Annotated in this window: 24 protein-coding genes; 19 read left to right on the top strand and 5 right to left on the bottom strand. The window is 52.6% G+C overall.

The genetic code is table 11. The features are described from left to right. Window positions 1-312 carry an ATP-dependent Clp protease adapter ClpS gene (gene clpS / locus M0P74_10215; protein MCK9363954.1) on the bottom strand — a complete coding sequence of 104 codons (312 nt, stop codon included), beginning with the start codon at window positions 310-312 and terminating at the stop codon, window positions 1-3. Window positions 313-442: 130 nt separating this feature from the next. Here clpS and M0P74_10210 point away from each other — a divergent pair, with 130 nt between their 5' ends. The 11 genes from M0P74_10210 to M0P74_10160 all read left to right on the top strand — a co-directional run bounded on the left by M0P74_10210 (window position 443) and on the right by M0P74_10160 (window position 10,401). After that, on the top strand, window positions 443-718 hold the full coding sequence (locus M0P74_10210; protein ID MCK9363953.1) for a type II toxin-antitoxin system RelB/DinJ family antitoxin: 276 nt from the start codon (window positions 443-445) through the stop codon (window positions 716-718). A 71-nt stretch (window positions 719-789) separates the two neighbouring features. Continuing rightward, window positions 790-990, top strand: coding sequence for a type II toxin-antitoxin system YafQ family toxin (locus M0P74_10205; GenBank protein ID MCK9363952.1), 201 nt, complete (start codon window positions 790-792; stop codon window positions 988-990). A gap of 144 nt (window positions 991-1,134) precedes the next feature. Beyond that, on the top strand, window positions 1,135-2,373 hold the full coding sequence (locus tag M0P74_10200) for an ATP-binding protein (GenBank protein MCK9363951.1): 1,239 nt from the start codon (window positions 1,135-1,137) through the stop codon (window positions 2,371-2,373). Between the two features lie 2 nt (window positions 2,374-2,375). Then, window positions 2,376-2,672, top strand: a complete 297-nt coding sequence (locus M0P74_10195; protein MCK9363950.1) for a BrnA antitoxin family protein — start codon at window positions 2,376-2,378, stop codon at window positions 2,670-2,672. A gap of 88 nt (window positions 2,673-2,760) precedes the next feature. Further along, a complete protein-coding gene (locus M0P74_10190) occupies window positions 2,761-3,456 on the top strand; it encodes a SurA N-terminal domain-containing protein (protein MCK9363949.1) in 696 nt (231 codons plus the stop codon). A 145-nt stretch (window positions 3,457-3,601) separates the two neighbouring features. Then, a complete protein-coding gene (locus M0P74_10185; protein ID MCK9363948.1) occupies window positions 3,602-4,141 on the top strand; it encodes a hypothetical protein in 540 nt (179 codons plus the stop codon). Window positions 4,142-4,553: 412 nt separating this feature from the next. After that, a complete protein-coding gene (locus M0P74_10180; GenBank protein ID MCK9363947.1) occupies window positions 4,554-7,097 on the top strand; it encodes a hypothetical protein in 2,544 nt (847 codons plus the stop codon). A gap of 369 nt (window positions 7,098-7,466) precedes the next feature. Continuing rightward, the gene (locus M0P74_10175; GenBank protein MCK9363946.1) at window positions 7,467-8,768 is read left to right on the top strand and encodes a hypothetical protein; all 1,302 of its coding nucleotides are present in this window, start codon (window positions 7,467-7,469) and stop codon (window positions 8,766-8,768) included. Further along, window positions 8,765-9,202 carry a hypothetical protein gene (locus tag M0P74_10170; protein MCK9363945.1) on the top strand — a complete coding sequence of 146 codons (438 nt, stop codon included), beginning with the start codon at window positions 8,765-8,767 and terminating at the stop codon, window positions 9,200-9,202. Before M0P74_10175 ends, M0P74_10170 begins: the two co-directional genes overlap by 4 nt. Continuing rightward, window positions 9,190-9,927, top strand: coding sequence for a hypothetical protein (locus M0P74_10165; GenBank protein MCK9363944.1), 738 nt, complete (start codon window positions 9,190-9,192; stop codon window positions 9,925-9,927). Before M0P74_10170 ends, M0P74_10165 begins: the two co-directional genes overlap by 13 nt. A gap of 72 nt (window positions 9,928-9,999) precedes the next feature. Continuing rightward, the gene (locus M0P74_10160; protein MCK9363943.1) at window positions 10,000-10,401 is read left to right on the top strand and encodes a hypothetical protein; all 402 of its coding nucleotides are present in this window, start codon (window positions 10,000-10,002) and stop codon (window positions 10,399-10,401) included. Window positions 10,402-10,498: 97 nt separating this feature from the next. On the opposite strand, the gene M0P74_10155 is transcribed toward M0P74_10160, so the two are convergent. Further along, a complete protein-coding gene (locus M0P74_10155; protein ID MCK9363942.1) occupies window positions 10,499-10,900 on the bottom strand; it encodes an Hsp20/alpha crystallin family protein in 402 nt (133 codons plus the stop codon). An 11-nt stretch (window positions 10,901-10,911) separates the two neighbouring features. Beyond that, complete coding sequence (locus tag M0P74_10150; protein ID MCK9363941.1) at window positions 10,912-11,355, bottom strand: Hsp20/alpha crystallin family protein; 444 nt, start codon at window positions 11,353-11,355, stop codon at window positions 10,912-10,914. A gap of 462 nt (window positions 11,356-11,817) precedes the next feature. Here M0P74_10150 and mce point away from each other — a divergent pair, with 462 nt between their 5' ends. From mce to M0P74_10110, 8 genes are all read left to right on the top strand, one after another. After that, window positions 11,818-12,222 (top strand): methylmalonyl-CoA epimerase, encoded by a 405-nt coding sequence (gene mce, locus M0P74_10145; GenBank protein MCK9363940.1) that lies wholly within the window; start codon window positions 11,818-11,820, stop codon window positions 12,220-12,222. 25 nt (window positions 12,223-12,247) lie between these two features. Then, window positions 12,248-13,801, top strand: a complete 1,554-nt coding sequence (locus tag M0P74_10140; protein ID MCK9363939.1) for a methylmalonyl-CoA carboxyltransferase — start codon at window positions 12,248-12,250, stop codon at window positions 13,799-13,801. A gap of 187 nt (window positions 13,802-13,988) precedes the next feature. Further along, the gene (locus tag M0P74_10135) at window positions 13,989-16,193 is read left to right on the top strand and encodes a PAS domain S-box protein (protein ID MCK9363938.1); all 2,205 of its coding nucleotides are present in this window, start codon (window positions 13,989-13,991) and stop codon (window positions 16,191-16,193) included. Then, complete coding sequence (locus M0P74_10130) at window positions 16,190-16,840, top strand: response regulator transcription factor (protein MCK9363937.1); 651 nt, start codon at window positions 16,190-16,192, stop codon at window positions 16,838-16,840. The genes M0P74_10135 and M0P74_10130 overlap by 4 nt, the downstream gene beginning before the upstream one ends. Before the next feature lie 341 nt (window positions 16,841-17,181). Further along, window positions 17,182-18,186 (top strand): TRAP transporter substrate-binding protein DctP, encoded by a 1,005-nt coding sequence (gene dctP, locus M0P74_10125; GenBank protein ID MCK9363936.1) that lies wholly within the window; start codon window positions 17,182-17,184, stop codon window positions 18,184-18,186. Window positions 18,187-18,511: 325 nt separating this feature from the next. Continuing rightward, a complete protein-coding gene (locus tag M0P74_10120) occupies window positions 18,512-19,012 on the top strand; it encodes a TRAP transporter small permease (protein MCK9363935.1) in 501 nt (166 codons plus the stop codon). A gap of 76 nt (window positions 19,013-19,088) precedes the next feature. Then, a complete protein-coding gene (locus M0P74_10115; GenBank protein MCK9363934.1) occupies window positions 19,089-20,411 on the top strand; it encodes a TRAP transporter large permease in 1,323 nt (440 codons plus the stop codon). Between the two features lie 292 nt (window positions 20,412-20,703). Further along, window positions 20,704-22,215, top strand: a complete 1,512-nt coding sequence (locus M0P74_10110) for a malonyl-CoA synthase (GenBank protein MCK9363933.1) — start codon at window positions 20,704-20,706, stop codon at window positions 22,213-22,215. Window positions 22,216-22,274: 59 nt separating this feature from the next. Here the strand turns inward: M0P74_10110 and M0P74_10105 are convergent, their stop codons facing one another. Together M0P74_10105 and aroQ are read right to left on the bottom strand one after the other, a co-directional pair. After that, window positions 22,275-23,276, bottom strand: coding sequence for an alcohol dehydrogenase catalytic domain-containing protein (locus M0P74_10105; protein ID MCK9363932.1), 1,002 nt, complete (start codon window positions 23,274-23,276; stop codon window positions 22,275-22,277). Next, window positions 23,273-23,746, bottom strand: coding sequence for a type II 3-dehydroquinate dehydratase (gene aroQ / locus M0P74_10100; GenBank protein MCK9363931.1), 474 nt, complete (start codon window positions 23,744-23,746; stop codon window positions 23,273-23,275). The genes M0P74_10105 and aroQ overlap by 4 nt, the downstream gene beginning before the upstream one ends. Between the last annotated feature and the right edge of the window lie 194 nt (window positions 23,747-23,940).

Below are 23,940 nucleotides of genomic sequence, written 5' to 3'. Positions count from 1 at the left end.
TCAGACCTCATCAAGGGAACACTTCAGCGGAAACTCCCGCTTTCTGGCCAACTTATGAACCATTGCCACCCGCGTTCTGGATATATCGTAGGTATAAACACCGCAGACGCCCGTCCCTTTCTTATGCACGTCGAGCATGATCCGGGTCGCCTCGGCCGCCGGCTTGTGGAAAACGGCAATGAGAATCTCCACCACAAAATCCATCGTCGTATAATCGTCGTTGTGGAGGAGCACCCGGTACATTTTGGGTTCCTGCACCTCCTGCCCGGTTTCCACATCTTCCTCGGGCCGACCAAAAGTCTCTTCCGGCATCCTCTTCCCCTCAGCGTTTAAATCGTTGGTAGTATATTCAGTGTCGGCGGTTGTGTCAATTGAAGTTGAAGAAATATTTGACGGTGTACCCCGTATGTGCTACATTTCTGCCACAGGGGGAAATAAAATCATGAATAAAACAGCGGCTAAAATAAAAAGCGCTATGGTTCGCGCCCGTATTGAACCGGAATTAAAGACAAGCGCGGAGAAATATTTTGATCTTTTAGGCCTGTCAACTACGCAAGCAATCACGCTGTTCTTCAAGCAAGTAGAACTTCATCACGGTTTGCCTTTTGAAATAAATATTCCCAATGCCGAAACCATGTCAGCCATGAAAGAAATTGAAGCTGGCGGCGGAAAACAATTCGAAAATACAGAAGAACTATTCACGCATCTCGGTATTTGATGATGAAGCTAATCCATGCCAGTACCGCTTTTGAGAAAGACATTGAAAGACAACTTAGAAGAGGCAAGGACATGGAAAAGCTTAAATCCGTAATACGTTCTCTTGGGCACGGAGAAAAATTGGATTCAATATATCAGGACCATAAATTGGCAGGAAATTATTATGGTTGTAGAGATTGCCATATTGAATCAGATTGGCTGCTAATTTACAAATATGATGAAAACACTTTATTCCTGATACGAACCGGGACACATTCAGACTTATTTAAGTGACGTGTTGCGAGGATATATGCCAGGATTTCTCATACGAACGCCGCAGCAATCTGAACGGCATCCACGGTTTTAAGATCGGGATATTTTTCCGCAACCATGAAAATATATCTTGATTTTATTTCGCATGTATGAAATTTTATCACCATGGAACGTTTGGTGGCGAGATACCTGTTCGATCCCGAAATGACGGCGGACAAGATGATCTTCCTGACCGGCCCCCGGCAGGTAGGCAAGACGACCTTTGCCCGAAACTGGCTCAGCTCCGCCGGATGCAGTGATATGTATTTCAACTGGGATGATCCTGCCATCATTGCGGAATACCGCAGAAATCCGCTCTTTTTCAAAAACATCGTCGAGGAACGATACAAAAGCGAACCCGTTCCGATTGTGTTCGACGAAATCCACAAGCAGAAAAACTGGCGGGATATTCTCAAAGGATTTTACGATTCCAACAGGGAGAAGATCCAGCTTCTGGTCACCGGAAGTTCGCGTCTGGGAATGTATCGAAAGTCGGGAGATTCGCTGGTGGGCCGATACTTTTCGTACCGGATGTTCCCTTTGGGGCTGGCCGAGGCGACGGTAGATTTTTCCTTCGTTCTGGCCGACGATCTGCTCCTTGAAAATGGCGACGGTCTGCTGCGGGAGGTCAGAAAGGTCGATACAGACAAACCCCGGGAGGCCTTGGATGAATTGATCCGTTTGGGCGGTTTTCCGGAACCTTTCCTGAAGGCGTCGCCGAAGTTTCACCGCCGCTGGCAGACCGATTACAAGACTCTTCTGACCAAGGAGGATGTCCGCGACCTGACTCGCATCGCCGATATCCGGGGACTCGAACATCTGGTCGAGCTCCTCCCCTCAAAGATCGGGGCGCCCCTGAGTGTCAATTCCCTGCGGGAGGATTTGAATTGCCACCACAGCACGGTTCTCAATTGGCTCGAGATTCTAAAGGAGGTGTATCTGGTATTCACGATCAGGCCCTGGCACAGGCAGATCCAGCGCTCGCTGAAGAAGGAACCCAAACTATACTTCTACGACTGGTCAATGCTGCAGGAGGCGGGACCCCGTTTTGAGAACTTCATAGCGGTCAGTCTCATGAGAATGGCTGCACGCTTCACGGAAACGGGCCTCGGAATTTTCGAGGTCATGTACATCCGCGACACGGCGAAACGGGAAGTCGATTTCGTGCTGGTTAAGGACAACAAGCCACTGGCCCTTTTCGAGGCAAAAGAAGGCGGGCGGGAGATCACCCCGGCTATCCGGCATTTTGGTCGGCTGCTGAACCTCCCCTGCTATCAGATCGTCCGCGATCTGGACAGAGCAGAAGCATTCCCTGACAACTGTTTTCTGATTCCCGCCGCAGAGTTTTTGATGCTGACTGGATAATTATGAAGATGAAACCGCTGACCGATAAATCTGGGGAAGTTCGGGAATTGACCAAGGAAGATATGAAGCTTTTTCGACCTGCTGCTGAGGTGTTGCCGCAGGATCTTTTGGCGGTATTTCCGAAACGAAAGCCGGGGCAGCGGGGGGCTCAAAAGAGACCGACGAAAGAACCCGTCACCGTTCGTTACAGCCGTGATGTCTTGGAGTATTTTCGCACTACCGGCCCCGGCTGGCAAGCGCGCATTGATGCCGCGCTGAAAGAGTGGGTTGCCCAGCGCCGCCAAAGCAGCGAAAGGTAGCTTTGGTTTTTCTTTCCTTTACTTTGTCGGTCGCTTATGGCATAGGCCGCCCGAGGTTTTGATCAAAATGCCGGGAGGTTAAAAAGAAATGGCAAATTGGGAATGTCCCCACTGCGGGAATGCCTTGGCAAACGGGGTGGCGGTCTGCGGAGCATGCGGTAAGGAAGTGAAAGGCGGAGGAGTGAAAAAAGTGGAAATGGCACTCCCTCCTCAGGATCAGAAAGGGCCGGGCAGGAAAAAGCTCTATGCGATTCTGGCCGTTTTGCTGGTGGTTTTGGGGAGTGTGGCGCTCTTGCTCTTTGCCGGCGTCCTGCAAAACCCGCTCAACTCAACAGCCGCCATCGTCAACGGGGAAAAGATCACCGTCGCGGAGGTGGATAAGAAATTAGACCTCTATAAAAAGGCGACCGGGAAAAGCGGTCAGGCTGATTCCGACCCAGCGGGCAAAGTGGCCGCGGGGGATTTGAGAAAACAGATACTGAACAAAATAATCCGGGATAAAATACTGGTGACCGAGGCAGCCAAGGAAAAGATTACCGTGTCCCCGCAGGAAATCGCGGCCAAAATCAGCGCGGTCAAGAAAAGCCTCAAACTCTCTGATAAGGATTTTGATGCATTTCTTAAAAGTCGCGACGTGACGCCGGCCGCGTTCGAAAATCGGATTGAAAAGGACATTCTGTTTGCCAAACTCGTTGCCAAGGGTACGCAGGAAAAGGGAATGACCCGGGCAGCCTGGGTCGACGAGCTCAACAAAAGGGCAAAGGTCGAGATCGTTGCGAAATAATAACGTTTAAGGCAATTGCAAAACCATTTGTCATTCCCGAAAGCGAAGCTTAATGTTCATAATGTCTCTATCGGGAATGACAAGAATGGGGAGTTTTGCAATTTCCTCGTTTGTTCTGGTTTAATATCCGCAGAAAAGTAAACTTATGTTTAACCAGTTAATCGCAATAATGAAAAAATATTTTACTCTGGTTTGTTTTGGATTGCTGGCGGCCATTTTTGCAATAGCCCCCTGCTGGGGAGCGGAGAAAGCCGCGGTTCCGGGCACGACTACCATGGACTTCAGTAATGAACCGCTACGCAGCGTACTGGGGAAAATCGCCAAAAAAACCAGATGGAAGATCAATGCCCCCGACAAATGGCTGGACAAACCGGTCACGCAAGCCCTGCACAAGGCTACGATGGACGAGGGGTTAAGGTCCATCTTAAATAGCATCGGCATTGAAAATAAGTTGCTGATGTATGATGAAAAAATGAAGGTGGTTATCATTTTTGACACAGCCCCCCCCTCCCAGAAATCAGCCGCCCGCCTTCCGGCTCAAGCATCATCCGCGGGGCAACCACCCACTGTTCCCATAACCGGGGCATCAACTCCCAAACTGCAAAGCTCGAAAAATGAATCATTGCCCATACCTTTGCGAGGGTTAAGGAGATTTGGGAACCAGCGCCGTCCCGATGATGAATAATATAGCAATTGCTTGCTTCCGGCGTTAATTAGCCGTTTATTCTATCTTTTCACCCTGAGTTTTGTACTTTTTAGAACACCTTGACGGATTTACAGCGCCTAATATACCATTTTACCAGTCAGAACTTGATTTCCAGGCTTTAATGGCGTTGGGAAGGAAGAATGCCGTCCTGACCGCCAGCAGAAGAATAAACAGTGGTGATATCACCGAGTGTATCTGGTGATTTTACCACCTGTCGCGCAGCGGGAATTGCAATAAATCAGCAAATATATAATTTTACGAATTAATTTGTTATTGCAGAGGTGGCATGTTCATTGCTTCACAGGATACAGCTCTAATTGGCGAAGAGCAAAGATGAAGAGCAATAAATCAGCTTCTTCTTAAACAATTTAAATCGAAAAGGAGGATTTTTATGAAAAAGAGCGTTCCGTTGTTTGTTTTATTTATCGTTTTAAGCATCTTTGCCCTGTCAGGCTGCAGCGGCAGCGATGGCAGTGCGGGCCCCGCTGGTCCTACTGGTCCTGCTGGTCCGGCTGGTCCTGCGGCTCCAGTTGACGCCGCGTCGTTAACCGCATCCGCCAGCCAATATGCAACCGCGCAAGCTGCCGGCTTCACCGGAACTCAAGCGCAGTTACTGTCGTTATCTTACGCAAGTGCAGCGGCCCTGAGCTATAGCGGGACTGAGGCCGAATGGTCGGCACTGCAGACTTCCGCCAATGCCGCAGTGTCTCTTGCAGCGTCGGTCAGCCCTGAATCATGCGCTGTTTGCCATAAAACCGCCGGCTCTGACCATCAGGCGTACTATGATCAACTAAACAAGATTGATGCGGCAGGCATCCAGGTGTCAAACATAACCTACGCCTACGCCGCGGGGACAACCACGGTAAGCTTCAAGATGACCAAAGTTGGCGCCGACTTTAATTGCAAGGATGCCGATAACTTAAATATTTACTGGTCAGGGTATGACGGTGCGACTTTCCCCAAAGATACAACTGCAGGATTATCTGAGGGACGAACAAGCATGAAAGGTACGCTGGCCTATGATGGCGCCGGCACGTGCACGAGCACCTACAGCACCATCGACCTTGGTAATTTAGCCGCGGGTAACGGCACGATCGCCGTGTACGGCTACGATGAGAAAGTTGCAAGTGTCCCCGGCGGACGCGTCACCCAAGCCAAATACCCATTCGCATCGGTAAAGAAATTTGGCACTGTTAATTACACATCTGCCGCAAATGTCGCCGGATGTGAAAAGTGCCATACCATACCCTACGGCAAGCACGGTACCATCCTGGGCGCTACGAAAGTGGCAGGTGGTGCAGCCACGGAGTTCTATACCTGTAAGCCCTGCCACAAGGACGATGGCGAGGGCGGGCATTTTGAATGGCCCCTGGCTGTGAACGATCCTACCTTGGCTGCGTCATACGACGCAGGCGACGGAACAGCCCTGACCGCAGCACAGGAGACGGAGTACGGCTATAAAACGACGCTGATGAATGACGTGCACATGTCTCATGCCATGGAATTCCTCTATCCCCAGTCCATGTCAAACTGCGTCGTTTGCCACGAAGGCAAAATCGCCACCATTACGGCGGATGCCCAGTTTAAAATTGAAACATGCAAGAGCTGCCACCCGTTCAGCGGCACAAGCAGTCTTTCCTTGCCGACCCTGGCAGGTCACGCGATGCCCGCAAACGGAGTATGCAATAACTGCCATAACAGCGTCGGCGGCATTGCGCCGGCATTCAGCGCCATTCACTCCGGCTATGACAAGGTTCTCTATGCCGCGGCCGACAAGAAGTATAAAGATATCTTCGCTATATCAATCGACAGCGCAACCCTCAGCGGCACCGATCTTACCGTCAAATTCAAAGCGACCAAGACGGATCCGACGAGCGCCACGACGCTGGCAGTCACAGACATTAAGCCGACTCTGTCCATCGGCCTTTATGGTTACAACACCAAGGATTTCATTGTTGATGCGCACGGCTCAGCCACGATAAATGGCGTCAGCGTCAGGAATCTTGAATACGCAGTCGGCGCAACGCATCCGCGCTTCACGACTGTCTCCGCAGCCGGCGGCGCCTGGGAAGTCAAGGCAAGTCTGGCTGACTGGGCCGCGAAGATAACCGACGGCACGATAAAACGGGTAGAAATTGTGGTCTTGCCAAAACTGACAAAGGTTTTGGGACAGGTAGACAGCACTACAAACCTGGAAGCAAATTCTTTGGCTACAAAAGATTATGTCGTCCCGGTAGCTGCCCCATCCAAGACCTTTGACCTTACTACCAAGGCTTTTGTCAATTACTTCAGCCCCATCACCAAGGTTTCGGGCGCGACAACAGCGGCAGCAGGTTGTGACAACTGCCATGGCGCCCTGGGAAGAACCTTCCATTCACCCTCCTATGGCGGCGGCGGCACAACTGTTTGCCGGGTATGCCATACCACGCGCCCTGGCGGTTCGCATTTGGAAATGCAGTCGAGATCCATCGATTCCTATGTACACGCGATCCATTCCAACCAGCCCTTCGATATTCAGAATATCGACTTTGCGGATCCGTTCACACTGATGGAATATAAACTCGAAACCGGGGACTTGGGAGCCGGCTCGTTTTTCTCTTATCCCACGTTCACTACGAGAAACTGTAAATCCTGCCACGTTGCCGGTACGTTTGAAGTGCCGGATCAATCCAAATCATTGGGCGGCACGCTTTCGGCCTCAAGAGACACACTTAAAAGCCGAACCAGAAGCATCACCGGCGTACCGAGCTATGTAACCGGTCCTGCGGCCCGGGCCTGCGGTTCATGCCACAGAACCAATATGATCAACAGAGATGACCTCGGCGGTCTGGTATCTTTAAGCCAGCACACCAAGGACAATGGTTATCGTGCGGTCGCAACCGACAGCACGGTATTTGACACGGTAATTACCAAAATCATGGAAGCCTTCAAATAGCAGGGTCAGGGAGGTGGGCTTCGGCCCACCTCTATTCCCAATGAAGGCGATAAACAAATGCAATACAATAAAAAAGGTGGGCTGCGACCCGCCTTTTTTATGTTTTGGCGATGAAAAAACTTGCTTTATTTATTTTCATTATCTATAGTTCGCTACCGCGACGCAAAGAACTGCGGAGGGGCATAGTCAAAAGCTGGCAACAACGGAATATCGCTTGATGATTAAGGCATTTAGCAAACTCGCGATCGTTGTCTGCGTTTTTACGGCAGAAGATAAGTGCGCAAGCGCATTTAGACCGTATAGCGGGATTGAGAAATAAACAGACTGCCGGCATCCCGGTCGGCTAATTCTAATCAAGGAGGCTATGTCTTGATGATCCCTGATGAAAAGAAAAGATGTGCAATTATTTTTGCTTTGTGCATCAGCGTTTCATTATTGCTCCCCCTCTTTCTGCCGAATGTCGGGCAAGCCGTTTCTGTAAACGGGGAATCCCAGACAATTTTGCGCATGGAACGGGCCGCGGACGACCGCAAGCTCTTGCCTATCTACGAGTATTTGCGCCTCGGGATTGAAAACGAATTGAAAGAAGGTGCCCTGTCCGGCGATTTCGGAGGCTGGGGACGTCTTGACACACGTGATAGAAGACCCGGAGGCCGCTCAGAGGGAGCGTTTCAGTATGGTAATGTAAGTTACCAGGGCAACAATAATAACCTGCAGTTTACCGCCGGCCGGCAGTTTGTCGTGGAAGGCGTGGCTGCCGAAAGGCTCGACGGCCTTTATCTGCACAGTGATTTTACCGGCGGATTCGGCGCCGCCGCCTATGTGGGGGCGCCTGTTGTCACCGAACCTAATTTCAAGGGCGGCGATGTGACTTACGGCGGTCGTTTTTCCCACAGCGTTCCCAAGTACTATTCGCTCGGATTAAGCATCCTGCAAACGAATTACGACGGCAACCGGATCAGGGAGGAAGCCGGCCTTGACCTTTGGCTTCATCCGCTTCCGAAACTTGACTTGGCCGGCCGCTCTTCCTACAATTCTGTTACCTCCGGCTGGATGGAGCATGCCTATGCCCTTACCTTCAATCCCTTGGGGAATCTGAGAATTAGCGCCGACCTGGCAAGTACAAATTACCGGGACTATTTCCAGCAGATGACCACAAGCGTCTTCAGCCTGACAACAGGCATCATTGACCCCAATGAGAAAATGTTTTCCCTGGGAGGCGGCATTGAGGTGAGCCCCATAGAGGGTTTGGCGCTGGTTGTGGACTACAGAAACTACGATTATAAAATTGCCGGGGAGGCAAAATACTTCGGCGGCAAAGCAACCTTTACAGCTTCCGAGTCATTTATGGTCGGCTTTTCCCTCCATCGTATGGACGGGGAAACGGCCAAGCTGACCTATGATGAGTATCGCCTGTTTGCCTCAAAAAAATTGGGGAAAGTGTCTCTAATGGCCGACTTTTTCGATGTGCAGTACGACAGCGCTGTCAGCGGCATTAAAAACACCTATTCCGCCTCGGTTGGGGTGGGGTATGAAATTTCCGAGCAATTGCAATTGGCCGTCGATGTCGACTATTCAAAAAGTATTGATTTCGATCATAATTTAATGGGGCTGATAAAGCTCACCTATTCTTTCGACAAGACGTTCGGTGCAGAAGGGGGGGCCAAGTGAAGAAAAAACTGTTTGCCTTTATAGGAATAATTATAATGGGATTGGTTGTTTATGCCTGTGCCAACGGCGCCAGTCTCGCCAGGAAGCACCCGCAGGAAGTCAAGGGGCTTGTCAACTGCGGCGAGTGCCACGAGAATCAGTTCGTCGCCTTGAACCACAAGGCTGATGATTTCTACCGCAAGCATAAGTACTACGCCGTGGGACAGAGAGCTGTCTGTGCCTCGTGCCATCGCGAATCCTTCTGCACGGATTGCCATGCCTACAAAGAGGAGCTCAAGCCCAGCGATAAATACAAGGCTTCCCCGGAACGTAACCTGCCTCATCGCGGCGATTACCTGAGCCGCCACCGCATTGAAGGAAGGATCAACCCGGCTTCCTGCGCAAAATGCCACGGAAGACAAAACAATGAGAGGTGCAAGACATGTCACAGATAACAAAAACCTCTTTGACCTTTGCCTTGCTGCTGTTTATTTCCGTCTTCGCGCTGGCCGGATGCGGCAGCTCCAGTTCCCAGTCCAATTTTGATTCTGCTACGGGGCATCCGACCGGCTGGCTGCCCACCGGCCATACGACGGCGGCCAAGGCGAACATGGAAACATGCGCCGAGTGCCATGGCGCGGATTACCAGGGCGGGATTGCCCAGGCATCCTGCACCACCTGCCACATCGGCAACCGGGCTTCTTACCATCCCACCCTATGGGGAACCTATGCCTATGCCCTCCACGGCAGCTATGTCAAGGCAAACGGCACGGCCGGCTGCGCAACCGCCAGTTGCCATGGAGCAAATCTGGACGGGGTTTTCCAAAGCGGCCCCTCCTGCACGTCCTGCCATATCGGCGGCCAGAATGCCTACCATCCCCCAGAGTGGATGACCTTGCCCGGCGCCTCGCACGGGAACTATGTCAAGGCAAACGGCACGGCCGGCTGCGCAACCGCCAGTTGCCACGGCGCAAATCTGGACGGGGTTTTTCAAAGCGGACCTTCCTGCACCGCCTGTCATATCGGCGGGCCGACATCCAAACATCCGATCGAATGGTCTGACAATCTCAGACTGCATGAAGGATATGTTGAAGCCAACGGGATTTCATCATGCAGTACCTCTGCGTGTCATGGCTCACAGATTATAGCCGGCAGTTCCGGTTGCAGTGCCTGCCACTGATTGATTTTATGAGGTTTTAATCGCCAGTTCCCATAATAGACTGTTTATAAATTACATCATATCCCAGGAGAAATGATGAAAAAACAATTACTGATAGCAGTGGCACTGTTGGGGCTTGCCGCTGCGGGATGCAAGGACAAACCTAAAGAAACGCCGCCCCCGGCTGCTGTTCCGCAGGCGACAACCCCGGCGCCGACGCAAAATAGCGCTACCGCTACGCCTCCGTCCCAACCGGCGGCTGCCGGCCATAAAGGCAAGGTTGTAGCCACCCTGGACGGGGGCACTTACACCTTTATGCAGGTGGAGGAAAATGGCAGAAAAATCTGGGTGGGCGCCAAGCAGGCAAGGATCAATGTCGGCGACGAGATAGAGTATCCCGAGTCGCCGTTCGTGGATAAATTCAAGAGCAAGGCCCTGAAGCGTACCTTTGACAAGGTCTATTTTGTCGAAAAATTCAAGGTGAATGGCAAGTGATATCCCCTCAGTTGGCTGAACTGGCTGTGAATGTCAGCATCTGAGACATCCGCAATAAAGCCGGAGGGCTGCCCCTCCGGCTTTATCAAACGCCCGGCTATTCGGCCCGGACGGTTATCTTCTTTACCGCCGCTTCCGGCGCCTTGTGCAGAACGAGCCTGAGAACCCCGTTTTTCACCAGCGCCTCCACCTTTTCCCGGTCAATATCGTCGGAGATCGTAAAGGAACGATCGTAATCGCCGGTATCGTACTCGGCGTAGGCGATGCTCCTGCCCTCGAATTCAGGCGGTTTGACAACCCCTGAGATATTCAGGACATTCTTGTCGATCGTCACATCCACCGAACCTTCATCCACCCCGGGCATATCCGCATACAGGATAACGGACTCTTTCGTATCGATGATATCAACCTTCGGGACATAAACCCGCCGGTTCTGGGTGCGCTCCACCCCGGCCGCCTCCCGAACCGGTTTCTTCTCATATTCAACAATATTCTTCATAATTTCACCCCCTATTGGTTCTTGACCGAAATTTTTCTCGGCTTTTCCGCCTCGGAACGGGGCAGGGTTATCCCAATTATTCCCTTTTCATACTTCGCCTCAACCTTGTCCGCATCGACATGAAACGGGAGCTGCAAACTGCGGCTGAAGCTGCCGACTCCTCGTTCCTGACGGTGGTAGCTCTCCCCCTCCTTAAGCGGCGTCGCCTCGCGCGAGCCGCTGATGGTCAGCGTATCTCCTACCACCGAGACCTCAACAGCGCTCGGATCGATGCCGGGCAACTCCGCCGTCACAACCGCATCCGCCTCACCAATCCAGGCGTTTACCGCCGGGAATTCCCGGGAAACCGGCTGCGCAAAGTCAGAAAAAATCCGATCCATCTCCTGCCGCAGACGCCGCACGTCCCGGGAGGGATCCGCAAAACCGCCAAATCTCCATAAGCCTGTTTCAAACATATCGTCACCTCCATAAGAGTTTATTAAGCGCTTCCCCGCCCGGCAATGAACCCCGGACAGGCAACCATAACCAGGAGCTAACATCATGTTATTATTTGTGTTAGCTCTTTCGGGCGTAATATAAGCATCACTAAAAACTTGTCAAGGGGTCCGGGTTTCAGAAAAACAAACCAAAAATCTGCCTTTTGAGCCAATTGCAAAACCATTTGTCATTCCCGAATGTCTCTATCGGGAATATGGTTTTTCAAGCAGTTAGAACCAGATTCCCGCTCAGAATCGTTGCGGGAATGACAAGAATGGGGAGTTTTGCAATTACCTCTTTTGTTATAAAATAATATTCGTGTTTTCATCATCTTAAACAAAGATAAGGCCGACTATCCCCACTTGACATAAAATTCGCCTTCTGGTATCCCTCGCCGACCATCAAAAAATTGCATTTCCGGACAAAAACAGGGGGGAATTATGAAAGCCGTCAAGATAGACCACATTGGCATTGCGGTAAAAAGCATCGATGCGTCCTTGAAATTCTATTCAGAGCTGTTAGGGCTCCAACTGGAAGGCGAAGAAACGGTTGCCGAACAAAAGGTGAAGACCGCGTTTCTCCCCCTTGGCGATGTAGAGATCGAACTTCTGGAGTCCACCGCCCCGGACGGACCCATTGCCAAATTCATTGAAGCCAAGGGAGAGGGGATCCAGCATATCGCCTTCGCGGTGGACAATCTTGAAGAAGCGCTGCGAGAGCTGGAGGCGAAAAATTTCCGGCTGATCGACCATAAACCGAGGATGGGGGCCGGAGGAAAAAAGATCGCGTTTCTTCACCCCAAAGACAGCGGGGGCGTTCTGGTGGAACTCTGCGAGAAGGTTTAAGCATAATAACGTGAGGAGAATAATAATGAGCGAAAAGCCGTTGAAACTTCAAGAGTTGGAGGCAAGAAAGGCCAAGGCCGAGGCCATGGGCGGAGAAAATGGTATCCAAAAACAGCACGAGGCGGGGAAGCTGACCGCCCGCGAACGACTCGACCTGCTTTTTGATCCCGGAACATTCCAGGAGCTGGATCTGTTTGTCCGCCATCGCGGCGGCAGTTTCGGCATGGCCAATGTTGAAATACCAGCCGAAGGGGTGATCACCGGCTTCGGCAAGGTCGAAGGCCGCACGGTCTTTGCCTATTCGCAGGATTTCACCTCCCGGGCCGGCAGCTTGGGCGAGATGCATGCAAAAAAGATCTGCAAGGTCATGGACGCCGCGCTGAAGACCGGGGCGCCCTTGGTCGGCATCAACGACTCGGGCGGGGCGCGCATTCAGGAGGGGGTGGATGCCCTTTCCGGATACGGAAACATCTTTTTTCGGAATTCCAGCGCCTCCGGGGTAATTCCGCAGATCTCGGCGATCATGGGGCCGACCGCCGGCGGCGCGGTCTATTCGCCGGCAATGACCGACTGGATATTCATGACCAAAAAGACATCCTATATGTTTATCACCGGCCCCGAGGTGATAAAAGAGGTAACCGGAGAGAAGATCGACTTTGAGAGCCTAGGCGGCGCGATGACCCACAACGCGAAAAGCGGGGTCGCCCACTTTGCCTGTGAAAGTGACGCGGAGGCGCTCCGGGAAATCCGGAAATTGCTGGGGTACCTGCCCTCCAACAATACGCAAACCCCGCCCTTTATCGCCACCGAAGACCCGGCGGACCGGATGGAAGAAATTCTTGATACCATCGTCCCGGAAAATCCCCGCCGGATGTACGACATGAAACAGGTAATCCGCGCGATCGTCGATAACGGCGAAATTATTGAGCCGCACCAGTACTACGCCCGCAATATCATCATCGCCTTCGCCCGGATGGGCGGCCGGGCAATCGGCATCATCGCCAATCAGCCGAAATACCTTGCCGGCTGCCTCGACGTGGACGCCTCCGACAAGGCGACCCGGTTCATCCGGTTTTGCGACGCCTTCAATATCCCGCTTTTGACGATCGCCGACGTCCCCGGCTACCTGCCGGGCAGCGACCAGGAATGGAAAGGGATCATCCGTCACGGTGCGAAACTTTTGTGGTGCTACTCCGAGGCCACCGTGCCGAAGATCACCCTGATCACCCGGAAGGATTACGGCGGCTCGTATCTGGCGATGTGCAGCAAGGACCTCGGGGCCGATTTCGTCGTTGCTTGGCCTACGGCGGAGATCGCCGTGATGGGCGCGGAAGGGGCGGCGAACATCATTTTCCGCAAGGAGATCAATTCCGCCGAAGATCCAGTGGCGAAGAAGGCGGAAAAGATACAGGAGTACCGTGATCTTTTTTCCAACCCCTATATCGCCGCCGAACGTGGCTATGTCGATGCGATCATCGCCCCCTGCGAAACCCGGCCGACGCTGATCCGGGCGTTTGACATGCTGAGTTCCAAAAAGGAATTGCGACCATACAAAAAGCACGGGAACATTCCTGTTTAACAAAGAATAATCGTGACTATTCAGCGCTTTAAAAAGACTGTCATTCCCGAAATTAGTAATCGGGAATCCAGCTTTCATATCTTGAAAAACCATGGTTCCCCGACAGAAGCATTCGGGGATGACATCACTTGATGGGTACTCTGAATAGTTACAAATATCCTTCTTCGCAATTTCCACGGAGGCAGGGATGATCTCAGGCTTACGGCGTAAAGCATTCGGCAAAATTTCTCGTCAGGCGGGGCTCAAAACCCGCCTGATCATCATGGTGCTGGCAATCGCCGTCCTGATCCTCGTCACCTCGGCCATTTTTATCAGCACCCGCGCCCTGTCCATCATGGAGCAAAACGCCCAGACGCAATTGCTCAATGCCAATCGCCAGTTGGGCCTCTCGGTATCTTTATGGCTGGATACCCAGATAAAAACCTTCCAATACTTCATCTCCCAGAATGAGATGAGCGGAATGAACCCGGCCCGGCAAAAGCTGCTGCTGAAAAAAATGGCCGCCGCCTACCCTTATATGTATCTTTTGAGCACAACCGACCTGCGCGGCATGAATGTCGCCCGCAGCGATGATAAGAGGCCGATCGATTATCGCGACCGCTCCTGGTTTCAGCAGGCCAGAAAAGGGGGGCCGGTGACCTTTGAAAGCGTAATCAGCCGAACCATCAACCGGCCCGGTCTGGTAGTGTCGATGCCAATCAAAAACGGTGCGGGAAGCATAGTCGGGGTCGGCATGTTTGCAATGGATCTGGACAATCTCAGCCGGCAGGTGCAGGTCCCCCGCCTCGGAAAAACGGGCTCGGCCTATCTGGTCGATAACCGGAATCGGGTGATCGCCCATCCCGATCCGGCCTTCTTCGACAGTTTCCGGGACCTGAGTTCGTCCCCGCCGATCACGGCGCTCAGACGCGGGGAAAAAGGGTTGATCACCTTCCGAGCAGAGGATGACAAAGAATGGTTCGCCCAGATCGATCTGCTTAACAATGGCTGGGGAGTAGTTGTGCAGCAGCAGAAAGCGGAAGTGCTCTCCAACATAATTTTCTTCCGGAACATGACGTTGACAATCATCTGCGGGGCGCTTCTCATCCTCGTCATCGCCTCCTGGTGGGCAATACGGCGGGCGCTTCTCCCTATTGACGTCCTCACCGAGGCCGTTACGGATCTGACGTTCGGCAATTTCAGCGACAACGATCTTGAGTCAGTCCGCTCGAGGCTTGCGGCGATCAGGAACCGGGGCGACGAAATCGGCACGCTGGCAGACAGTTTTTCCCGCATGGCCAAACAGTTGCGCGAAACATTGTCCAGCCTTCAGCACGAATTACTGGAGCATAAGCGAGCGGACAGGGAGCTGGAAAAGGAACGCAACATCCTCTCCACGATCCTGGAAAACGACCCCAGCGGCATCGTTCTGATCGACCGGCAGGGCGCCTTCCAGTATTTGAATCCGGCGGTCACCAGCATCATCGGTTATACCGCCGAGGATTTCGCCGTCGTCCGGGAGTGGCAGAAACAGGCATTTCCGGACAATGATTACCTGAAAAAAGTAAGGGCTTTCTGGAGAGAAAAAAAGAACTCCCCGGGACGAAGAGGCGATGCGGAATTCACCGTCGCCTGCAAGGACGGACAAGAGAGGGAAATCGAATTTCGAACGATCTTCATCAAGGAAGGCGAGATAACGGTTCTCAATGACGTCACGGAACGAAAGCGGGCGGTAGAGAAGATACGGCAAAAAAATGCACAGCTCCGCGAGCTAACTTGGGAGATGGCAGAACTTGAGGAAAATAACCGGAAAATCATCTCCCGCGAGCTGCATGACCGGATAGGGCAGAACCTGGCGATTCTGGGGCTGAACATCAATATGCTCAAAACCCTGCTTCCGGAAAAATATTCGGAACAGCTTCATTCGCGAATAACCGACTCGCTGGCAATCGTCAAACAGACCACGGACAGCATCCGCAATTTGATGGAGGAGCTGCGCTCGCCCGTCCTCGACGATTATGGACTGGAGGCCGCGATCCGCTTGTACGGCGAGCAGTGCGCCTCCCGGGCCGGCATCCGCGTCGCAGTCCAGATCAATGATGCGGTCCCCCGTCTTTCCCAGCATATTGAAAATGCGATGTTCCGCATTGTTCAGGAGGCATTGACCAACGTAATCAAACATGCGCAGGCAACGGAAGCGGTCATAACCATCACCGTCGGGGAAAATCATTTGCACATTACCGTAGCCGATAACGGCGTCGGGTACAAACAGCGGGATCGCGAAAAACGCAGCGAACACTGGGGATGGGGGCTCAGCACGATGGTTGAGCGGGCAATCGCGGTGGGCGGAGCGGGAGACATAACTTCGGTTCAGGGCAAAGGGACCCGTGTATCGGTAGAGGTGCCGTTATGATCATCACGGTTTTTTTGGCGGACGATCACGCCATGTTCCGGGAAGGACTTCGCTTATTGCTGGATACCAACCCGGAAATCAGCGTCGTTGGCGAAGCGGGCGACGGACGGGAAACGGTTCGTCAAGTCTCATCCCTGTGTCCGAACATAGTGCTTATGGACATCGCCATGCCGATTCTCAACGGCATCGAGGCGACGGCCCAGATCAAAGAGGCGTGTCCCGCAACCAACATTATCATGTTGTCGATGTATTCCACCGCGGAACATATTTTCCGAGCCTTCAAGGCCGGGGCGAAGGGTTATCTCCTGAAAGAATCGGCAGGCGCCGATGTGATCCAGGCGATTATCTCCGTTAATTCGGGAAAATACTACCTTTGCCCGTCTCTGTCCGACACGATCATTACCGATTACCTCCGGTCGCGGGAAATTGCCGAAGCGAAGAGCCCCTTAGACAGATTGAGCCCCCGCGAACGGGCGATTCTCCAACTGCTGGTGGAAGGAAGCCCGAACAACAAGATTGCGGAAATTCTTTTTTTGTCCCCGAAAACCGTCGAAACATACCGCAGCCATCTGATGAAGAAACTCGGGATAAAAGACCTGCCAGGACTCGTCAAATTCGCCATCCAGCATGGGCTGACCTCCATCTAAGGGGTGCGGCATGCCGTGCCCCTTACAAAATCGGTCTGCCCATCGCCATTTTTCAAGGATATAGCACAAAAATATCAAGCTTTCCTGATAGACGGATGGCCGTTGAAGTTTTATAAAGGAACTGAAGACCGTCACACTTTCATATAAAAGCATATTAATATCAGTGATTCTAAGCGATAACAGCTTGGCATTTTATGGGCGTTGAAGTTCGTTTTATTAATTTATTGCGCGCCCGCCATGGATAATAATGTTGCCGAATTTTCAACTCCGGGAAGGAACACCGGAAAAAGCGGAAAATGTTTCCATACTTTCAAGATTTCTAACAATAAAGGAGGAGCGATATGAACCATTTCGGAAAACGTGTTTTCAGCGCCTTGTTGGTTGGGTTGTTCTGGTGCGCAATCTTTACTGTAAGTGCAGTTGAGGCCCGAGAACTGAAAATTTCCCATCAATTCACCGAAGCAGACGCCCGCAACGCCCTGGCCATCGAGTTTGCCAAGGGGGTGGAAAAAGCGACCAACGGAGAGCTTACCTTCAAGATTTTCCCCTCCTCCGCGCTTTTCAAGGCGACGGCCCAGTACGATGCCATGGCCAAAGGCGCACTTGATTTTTCGATTTATCCCTTGGCCTACGCCTCGGGAAAAATTCCCGAGCTGGAAATCACCCTCATGCCGTGCATCATTAAGGATGTGGATGAAGGCATGTCCTGGAAAGACAGGGAGATCGGGAAAAGGGTCGCCAAAATATCCGAAGACAAGGGTATGAAGATTATTACCTGGCTGTGGTATGGCGGGGGAATCGGTAGCCGCGGCAAGGAGGTGATCCTGCCCCAGGATGCCAAGGGATTGAAATTCCGGGCCGCCGGCAAGTTTTTTGAGCATCTGTTGAATACGCAAAAAGCCTCCATAACCAGTATGGCTTCTTCCGAGATTTACACGGCCCTGCAGACAAGGGTATTGGACGCTTGCCTTACCTCGGCGGAATCGTTTATCTCTTACCGGCTTTATGAACAGTTGGATTATTTCAACACCCCGGAAAACTACGCTATCTGGTACATGGCAGAACCTCTGGTAATAAGCACCAAAACCTGGGCATCCCTGACCCCATCTCAACAGAAGGCCGTCCTTAAAGTAGGCGTGGAAATGGAAAAGAAGGCCCGGGATGACGCTGTAGCCGCCAATAAAGAGGTCGGCAAGGTGTTCACTGCCAATAAAGTCAAGGTCCATGCGATGACCAAGGATGAATGGCAGGCCTGGAAAAAAGTTGCCGAGGATACGGCTTGGAAGCAGTTTGCCGAAAAGGTTCCGCGGGGGAAAGAGCTCCTGGATTTGGCAACCAAACCATAGGGGCCTGCCGCAGACAGTTTATTATCAGTTTTTGTATTGAGTTGATTAATCATTTTCATCTGAAAATGCCAACTCAACTTATTGGATTCATTGTGTCCAACTTCCCTCCCCTTCAAGGGGAGGGTAAGGGTGGGGATGGGGGTCGCCCAGCTATTTTCATCCCCCTTTGTGACGGCAGGCCGTCATGAGAGTTTCATAAAATGCTTGTTTGAGCAACCTTTCCGGACGCGACGGAGCGCGTCCCTCCATTTCCATCCCTTAAGGGAGGGGAATGGGGCTGCCCGGGAAGGGCCGCAATTTTCAGGAACAAGGAAAGAGGTGCAATATGTCCCCAGTCAAAAATAAGGCTCTCAGGATAATTGACGGCCTCGCGGAGATATCAGGATATCTGAGCGGCTTTGCCATCCTGGCCGCGACCCTCATTATTGTCGAGCAGGTAGTAGTTCGCTATGTCTGGAATGCGGCAACCATCTGGCAGGTGGAGATTGCCGTTTACCTGCTGATCGCCGCCACCTTTCTGGGTGCGCCATATGGGCTCAAGCACCATGCCCACATAAATATAGACATGGTCGTATATAAGCTCCCTTTCCAACTTCGCCGCAGACTGGACATAGCGACCTCGTTTATTGCGATGCTGTTTTGCATTGTACTGTCATGGCGAGGCTGCGTCATGTGGTGGGAAGCTTGGGAAGGAAATTGGCTTTCCTCTTCCCTTCTATCGACCCCTCTCATTTATCCCTACGCGATTATTCCTGTGGGAATGATTCTGACCTCTCTTCAGTATGTGATAAAAATCATGGAACTTGTAAAAAAGCGGCACACGTAAGAGCGGCGCAGGAGCAAAATTATAATTTTGTTTACATAAAAGAACGGCAGCGGCCGTTATACCGGGAGAGTTAATCATGAATCCACTCTGGACAGGGGGCATCGTTACGCTGATTGCCCTGGTATTTCTTTTCAGTGGAATGCCTATTGCTTTTGCGCTGGGAGTCACATCACTGATCGCCATTTTCCTTTTCATGGATGTCTATCAAATATCGATGATGGCCGAAACCATCTATGAGGGGGTAAACGACTTCAGTCTTCTTTCCATCCCGCTCTTTCTTTTCATGGGGATGATTGTCGCCATCTCCCGCGCCGGCGGAGATCTTTACGAGTGCTTTCATCGCTGGCTGTACAAAATTCCCGGAGGTTTGGGAATCGGCAACATCGCCGGATGCGCCGTTTTTGCGGCGCTTACCGGATCGAGCCCGGCGACAGCGGCAGCGATCGGCACTATGGGAATTCCCGAGATGCGCAAACGCGGCTACCCGGACGGGCTTGCCACGGGAATCATTACCGCCGGAGGGACACTGGGAATACTTATTCCGCCAAGCGTCACCATGATCATCTATGGAATAGTAACGGAAACATCCATCGGAAAACTGTTCATGGCGGGAATTATTCCCGGCCTCCTGGTTGCTTTATTGTTTGCAGCCTGGGTGCCTATTGGATACACGCTGAGCAGAAGAAATAACCCGGATGCCTTTCCCTCGCAAAAAAAGGAATTTTTCACCTTGGCGCAGAAATTTTCCTCTACGTTAAAAGTGCTGCCCTTTATCGTAGTGGTTTTACTGGTGCTGGGCTCCCTTTACACCGGCTGGGCCACTCCCAGCGAGGCGGCCGCCGTGGGAGCTTTTTTGATACTGATCATCGCCATTATCTTCTACAAAATGTACCGTCCGAAGGAAATCCTGGAAATACTGCTGAAAACGACCAACGAAAGTACAATGATCATGATGATCATCGCCACCTCTTTTCTGTTCGGCGCCGTCCTCACAAACCTTTTCATCGCCCAGACATTGACCCACATGATTATGGACATGCAGGTCAGCCGATGGGTTACCATGTTCATGATCAATATCCTGCTGCTTGTGATGGGATGTTTTCTTCCGCCGGTTGCCATTATCCTCATCGTTTCCCCGATCATTCACCCCATTGTGAAGGTTCTGGGCTTCGATCCCGTCTGGTTTGGAGTGCTGATGACATTAAACCTCGAGGCGGGCCTGATTACGCCGCCGGTAGGCCTGAATCTCTATGTTGTCAAAGGGATTGTGCCGGACATCCCGCTCAGCACCATTTTATGGGGGTCAGTGCCCTTTATTCTGCTGCTTTTTCTGGGAATGCTGCTTCTTTGCTTTTTCCCGCAGCTCGCCACCTGGCTTCCCGGCATGATGATCAATTAGCATCATGTAGGCGAGCCCCCATGATTTATTTCTGCGGGCAAAAGTGACATTTCCTGATTGACGAGACCCTGGTTTTTTGTCATACGAAAGAAACATTAGAGGCAATTGCAAAACCATTTGTCATTCCCGAAAGCGAAGCTTGATGTTCATAATGTCTCTATCGGGAATATGGTTTTTCAAGCAGTTAGAACCAGATTCCCGCTCAGAATCGTTGCGGGAATGACAAGAATGGGGAGTTTTGCAATTACCTCATTAGTCTGATGATTATTTTTCAACCGGGAGAATATGATTTATGAATGAAAATATGTACGAAATTCTGCAGGCCCACTTTCCCGAGAACCCCGCCGCCCCGTGTCTGATTCTGCCTGACGGCTCGGAAATCAGCTACGGAAGGCTCCGCGAGGAATCGGCCCGCTGCGCCAATCTGCTTCTTTCACTGGGGGTAAAACCGGGCGACCGCGTGGCCGTGCAGGTCCGAAAATCGCCCCAGGCACTGTTCCTATATCTGGGCTGTCTGCGGGCAGGCGCCGTTTACCTGCCGATGAACGATGCCTATCAGCGGCATGAAGTCGAGTACTTTCTGACGGATGCGACCCCGCGCGTCTTCGTCTGCCGGCCGCAGGTCCGGACCTTGGCAAATGAACTTGCCGAAAAGACCGGGGTAAGCCATGTCGTTGAACTCGACGACGACGGCAAGGGAGATTTGGCACAGCGGGCAGCGGCACAGCCGGATCAGTTTTCCACGATTCCCCGCGACGGCGACGACCTTGCCGCCATCCTCTACACCTCCGGGACAACCGGACGCTCGAAAGGGGCGATGCTCTCCCATCGCAATCTCGCCATCAACGCCCAGGTGCTGCACAAATACTGGGGTTTTAAGCCAGGCGACGCGCTCTTGCACATGCTCCCCATCTTCCACGTCCACGGGCTCTTCGTTGCGATCCACTCCTCGCTTTTGAACGGCAGCCCCATTTTTTTCGAACCAAAATTTGACGTCAAGCGCGCCCTGACGCTGCTGCCGAAGGCCACGGTATTCATGGGAGTGCCGACCTATTACACGCGCCTGCTGGCCGATCCCGGCTTTACCAAAAAGCTATGTTCCGGGATGCGTCTTTTCATCTCCGGCTCGGCGCCGCTTTTGCTGGAAACATTCCAGGAATTTCAGAAAAGAATCGGCCATACGATTCTCGAGCGCTACGGCATGACCGAGGGCAACATGTTTACCTCCAATCCCTACAACGGAGAGCGACGGGGCGGTACGGTCGGCTTTCCCTTGCCGGAGGTGTCAATCAGGATCGTTGATGAAGAAAATCGGCCTGTGGCAACGGACGAGGTCGGCAGCATCCAGGTGAAGGGTAAAAGCATCTTTCTCGGCTACTGGAAGATGCCGGAAAAGACCAAAGAGGAATTCACCGTGGACGGCTTCTTCAAAACCGGCGATATGGGAAAAATTGACAAAGACGGCTACATCTCCATCAGCGGTCGCGCCAAGGACCTCGTCATCAGCGGCGGTCTCAACATTTATCCGAAAGAGATCGAGGAGATGATCGATATGCTCCCCGGGGTGACGGAATCGGCGGTAATCGGCGTGCCCCATGCCGATTTCGGGGAGGCCGTAGTCGCCGTAGTCATCCGCCAGAACAACGAAACGGGACTCGCGCTTACCGAAGCGGGAATTATTGCGTCACTCAAGGGCGAGCTGGCCGGGTTCAAGGTTCCCAAGCGCGTCTATTTCCTCGACGCCCTGCCGCGCAACGCCATGGGCAAGATCCAGAAAAAAGCCCTCCGGGAAATGTATAGTTAGGGGGTCAGGTTAGGGGGTCAGGCCTTTAAATTAAGCGTTTTCGCTGAAATGTCCGAATTTCATTTCTGACTGCCGGCATCAATCAGCACCAGGTCCTTGATGCGCGCCGGGGAGCGGAAATCGGCAAGCGCCTTGGGAAGTTTTTCCAGTGGATATATGTTGGTGATAATTGCCTCCGAGAGGATTGACCCGTCTTGCAGCATCTCGATTGCGGCGGCGAATTCGTCTATATAGGTCATCGCCCCCGCTATCAGCAGCTCTTTTCGGGCAATGAGCGCCGTTGAGACCGGCGAATCTTTTTCCGGCAGGCCCGTCAGCAGAATCCGGGCGCCGGGGGCGGCAAGCCCGATTACATTGTTGAGGGCGTCGGGGGAGCCGCTCGTTTCATAAATAACGGTGAATTTTTCCCCCTCCTCCTCCAAAAGCGGCAGCGAACTGATCGTCTTTTCGGCGCCCAGCCTCCGGGCCGCGGCGAGACGTCCCTCGGAATGATTGAACGCCGTTACTTTAGCCCCTTTCAGAACAGCCAACTGAACGTACAGAAGACCGATCGCGCCTGTCCCGTAAACGAGCACCCGCTCTGCGGCAGAGGGCGTTATTTTTGCGATTCCATGCAGTACCACTGATAGCGGTTCGGTCAAGGCCGCCATTTTCCAGGAGAGACCTTCCGGCAGTTTCCAGACGTATTTGCTCGGGGCGGTTGCGTATTGGGCAAAAACGCCGTCCACATCCAGACCCAGCCTTATCCGGTTCGGGCAGATGTTTCCCCGCCCCTGCCGGCATGTCTCGCATTTTCCGCAGGCAAAATTGGGCTGAATCGCCACCATGTCGCCTACGCTGATTCCCTCTGCGCCCGGGCCGAGGGCGACAATCCGGCCTACCCCTTCATGCCCCGCCACGACGGGGAAATTCCCCTTTAAGTCCCCCTTGTATTTCGCATAGTCTGTCCCGCAGATCCCCGCCCCGACAATGCGCACCAGAACTTCGCCCACGCGGGGGATGGGAATGGGGACGTCAAGGATTTCAATTCTGCCTGGTTCAAGGAGGACGGCGGCTTTCATGGTTGTTTTATCCTGCCTGTTTCGGGAGGGGTTTCCTCAACCAGCGCGAATGCCGCTCGGAGGCCGAGCAGATAGCTCTGAACGCCGAAGCCGGCAATCTGCCCTTTTGCCAGCGGCGCTATCACGGAAAAATGGCGGAACTCTTCCCGCGCGTGGATATTGGACATATGCACCTCCACAATCGGGATTTGCAGGATGGCCAGCGCATCCCTCAGCGCATAGCTGTAATGGGTCCAGGCGCCGGCGTTGATCAGAACCGCGTCAAACTTTTCCTGATGGATATGATGGATTTTTTCGCAGAACTCCGCCTCCGAATTTGTCTGGAATGTCTCAACGCGACACCCCAGCTCCGCGCCGAGTTTCTCCAGCCGCCGGTTGATGTCGGCAAGGGTGGAATCCCCATAGTGGGTTTGTTCCCTCATCCCGTACATATTGAGGTTAACCCCGTGCAAGACAATAATTTTCTTCATGTTTCACCTCTATTTTGCATGAAAATCCCCCCATCCCCCCTTTGCCAAAGGGGGGCAAGGAGGGATTTTCATGCTTCGTTGTGCCCCACGGGCATGGGGGTTTATATTTAAAATACACTTCGTTTTGTGAACATTAAGCTTCGTTTTCCTTCTCCGTTGTGCCTGCGCCGGGCCTGATGGTTTATATCGTATAT

The sequence above is a fragment of the Syntrophales bacterium genome (assembly GCA_023229765.1).
Lineage (GTDB): Bacteria > Desulfobacterota > Syntrophia > Syntrophales > UBA5619 > DYTH01.
This window is presented reverse-complemented; position numbering and strand designations above follow the sequence as displayed.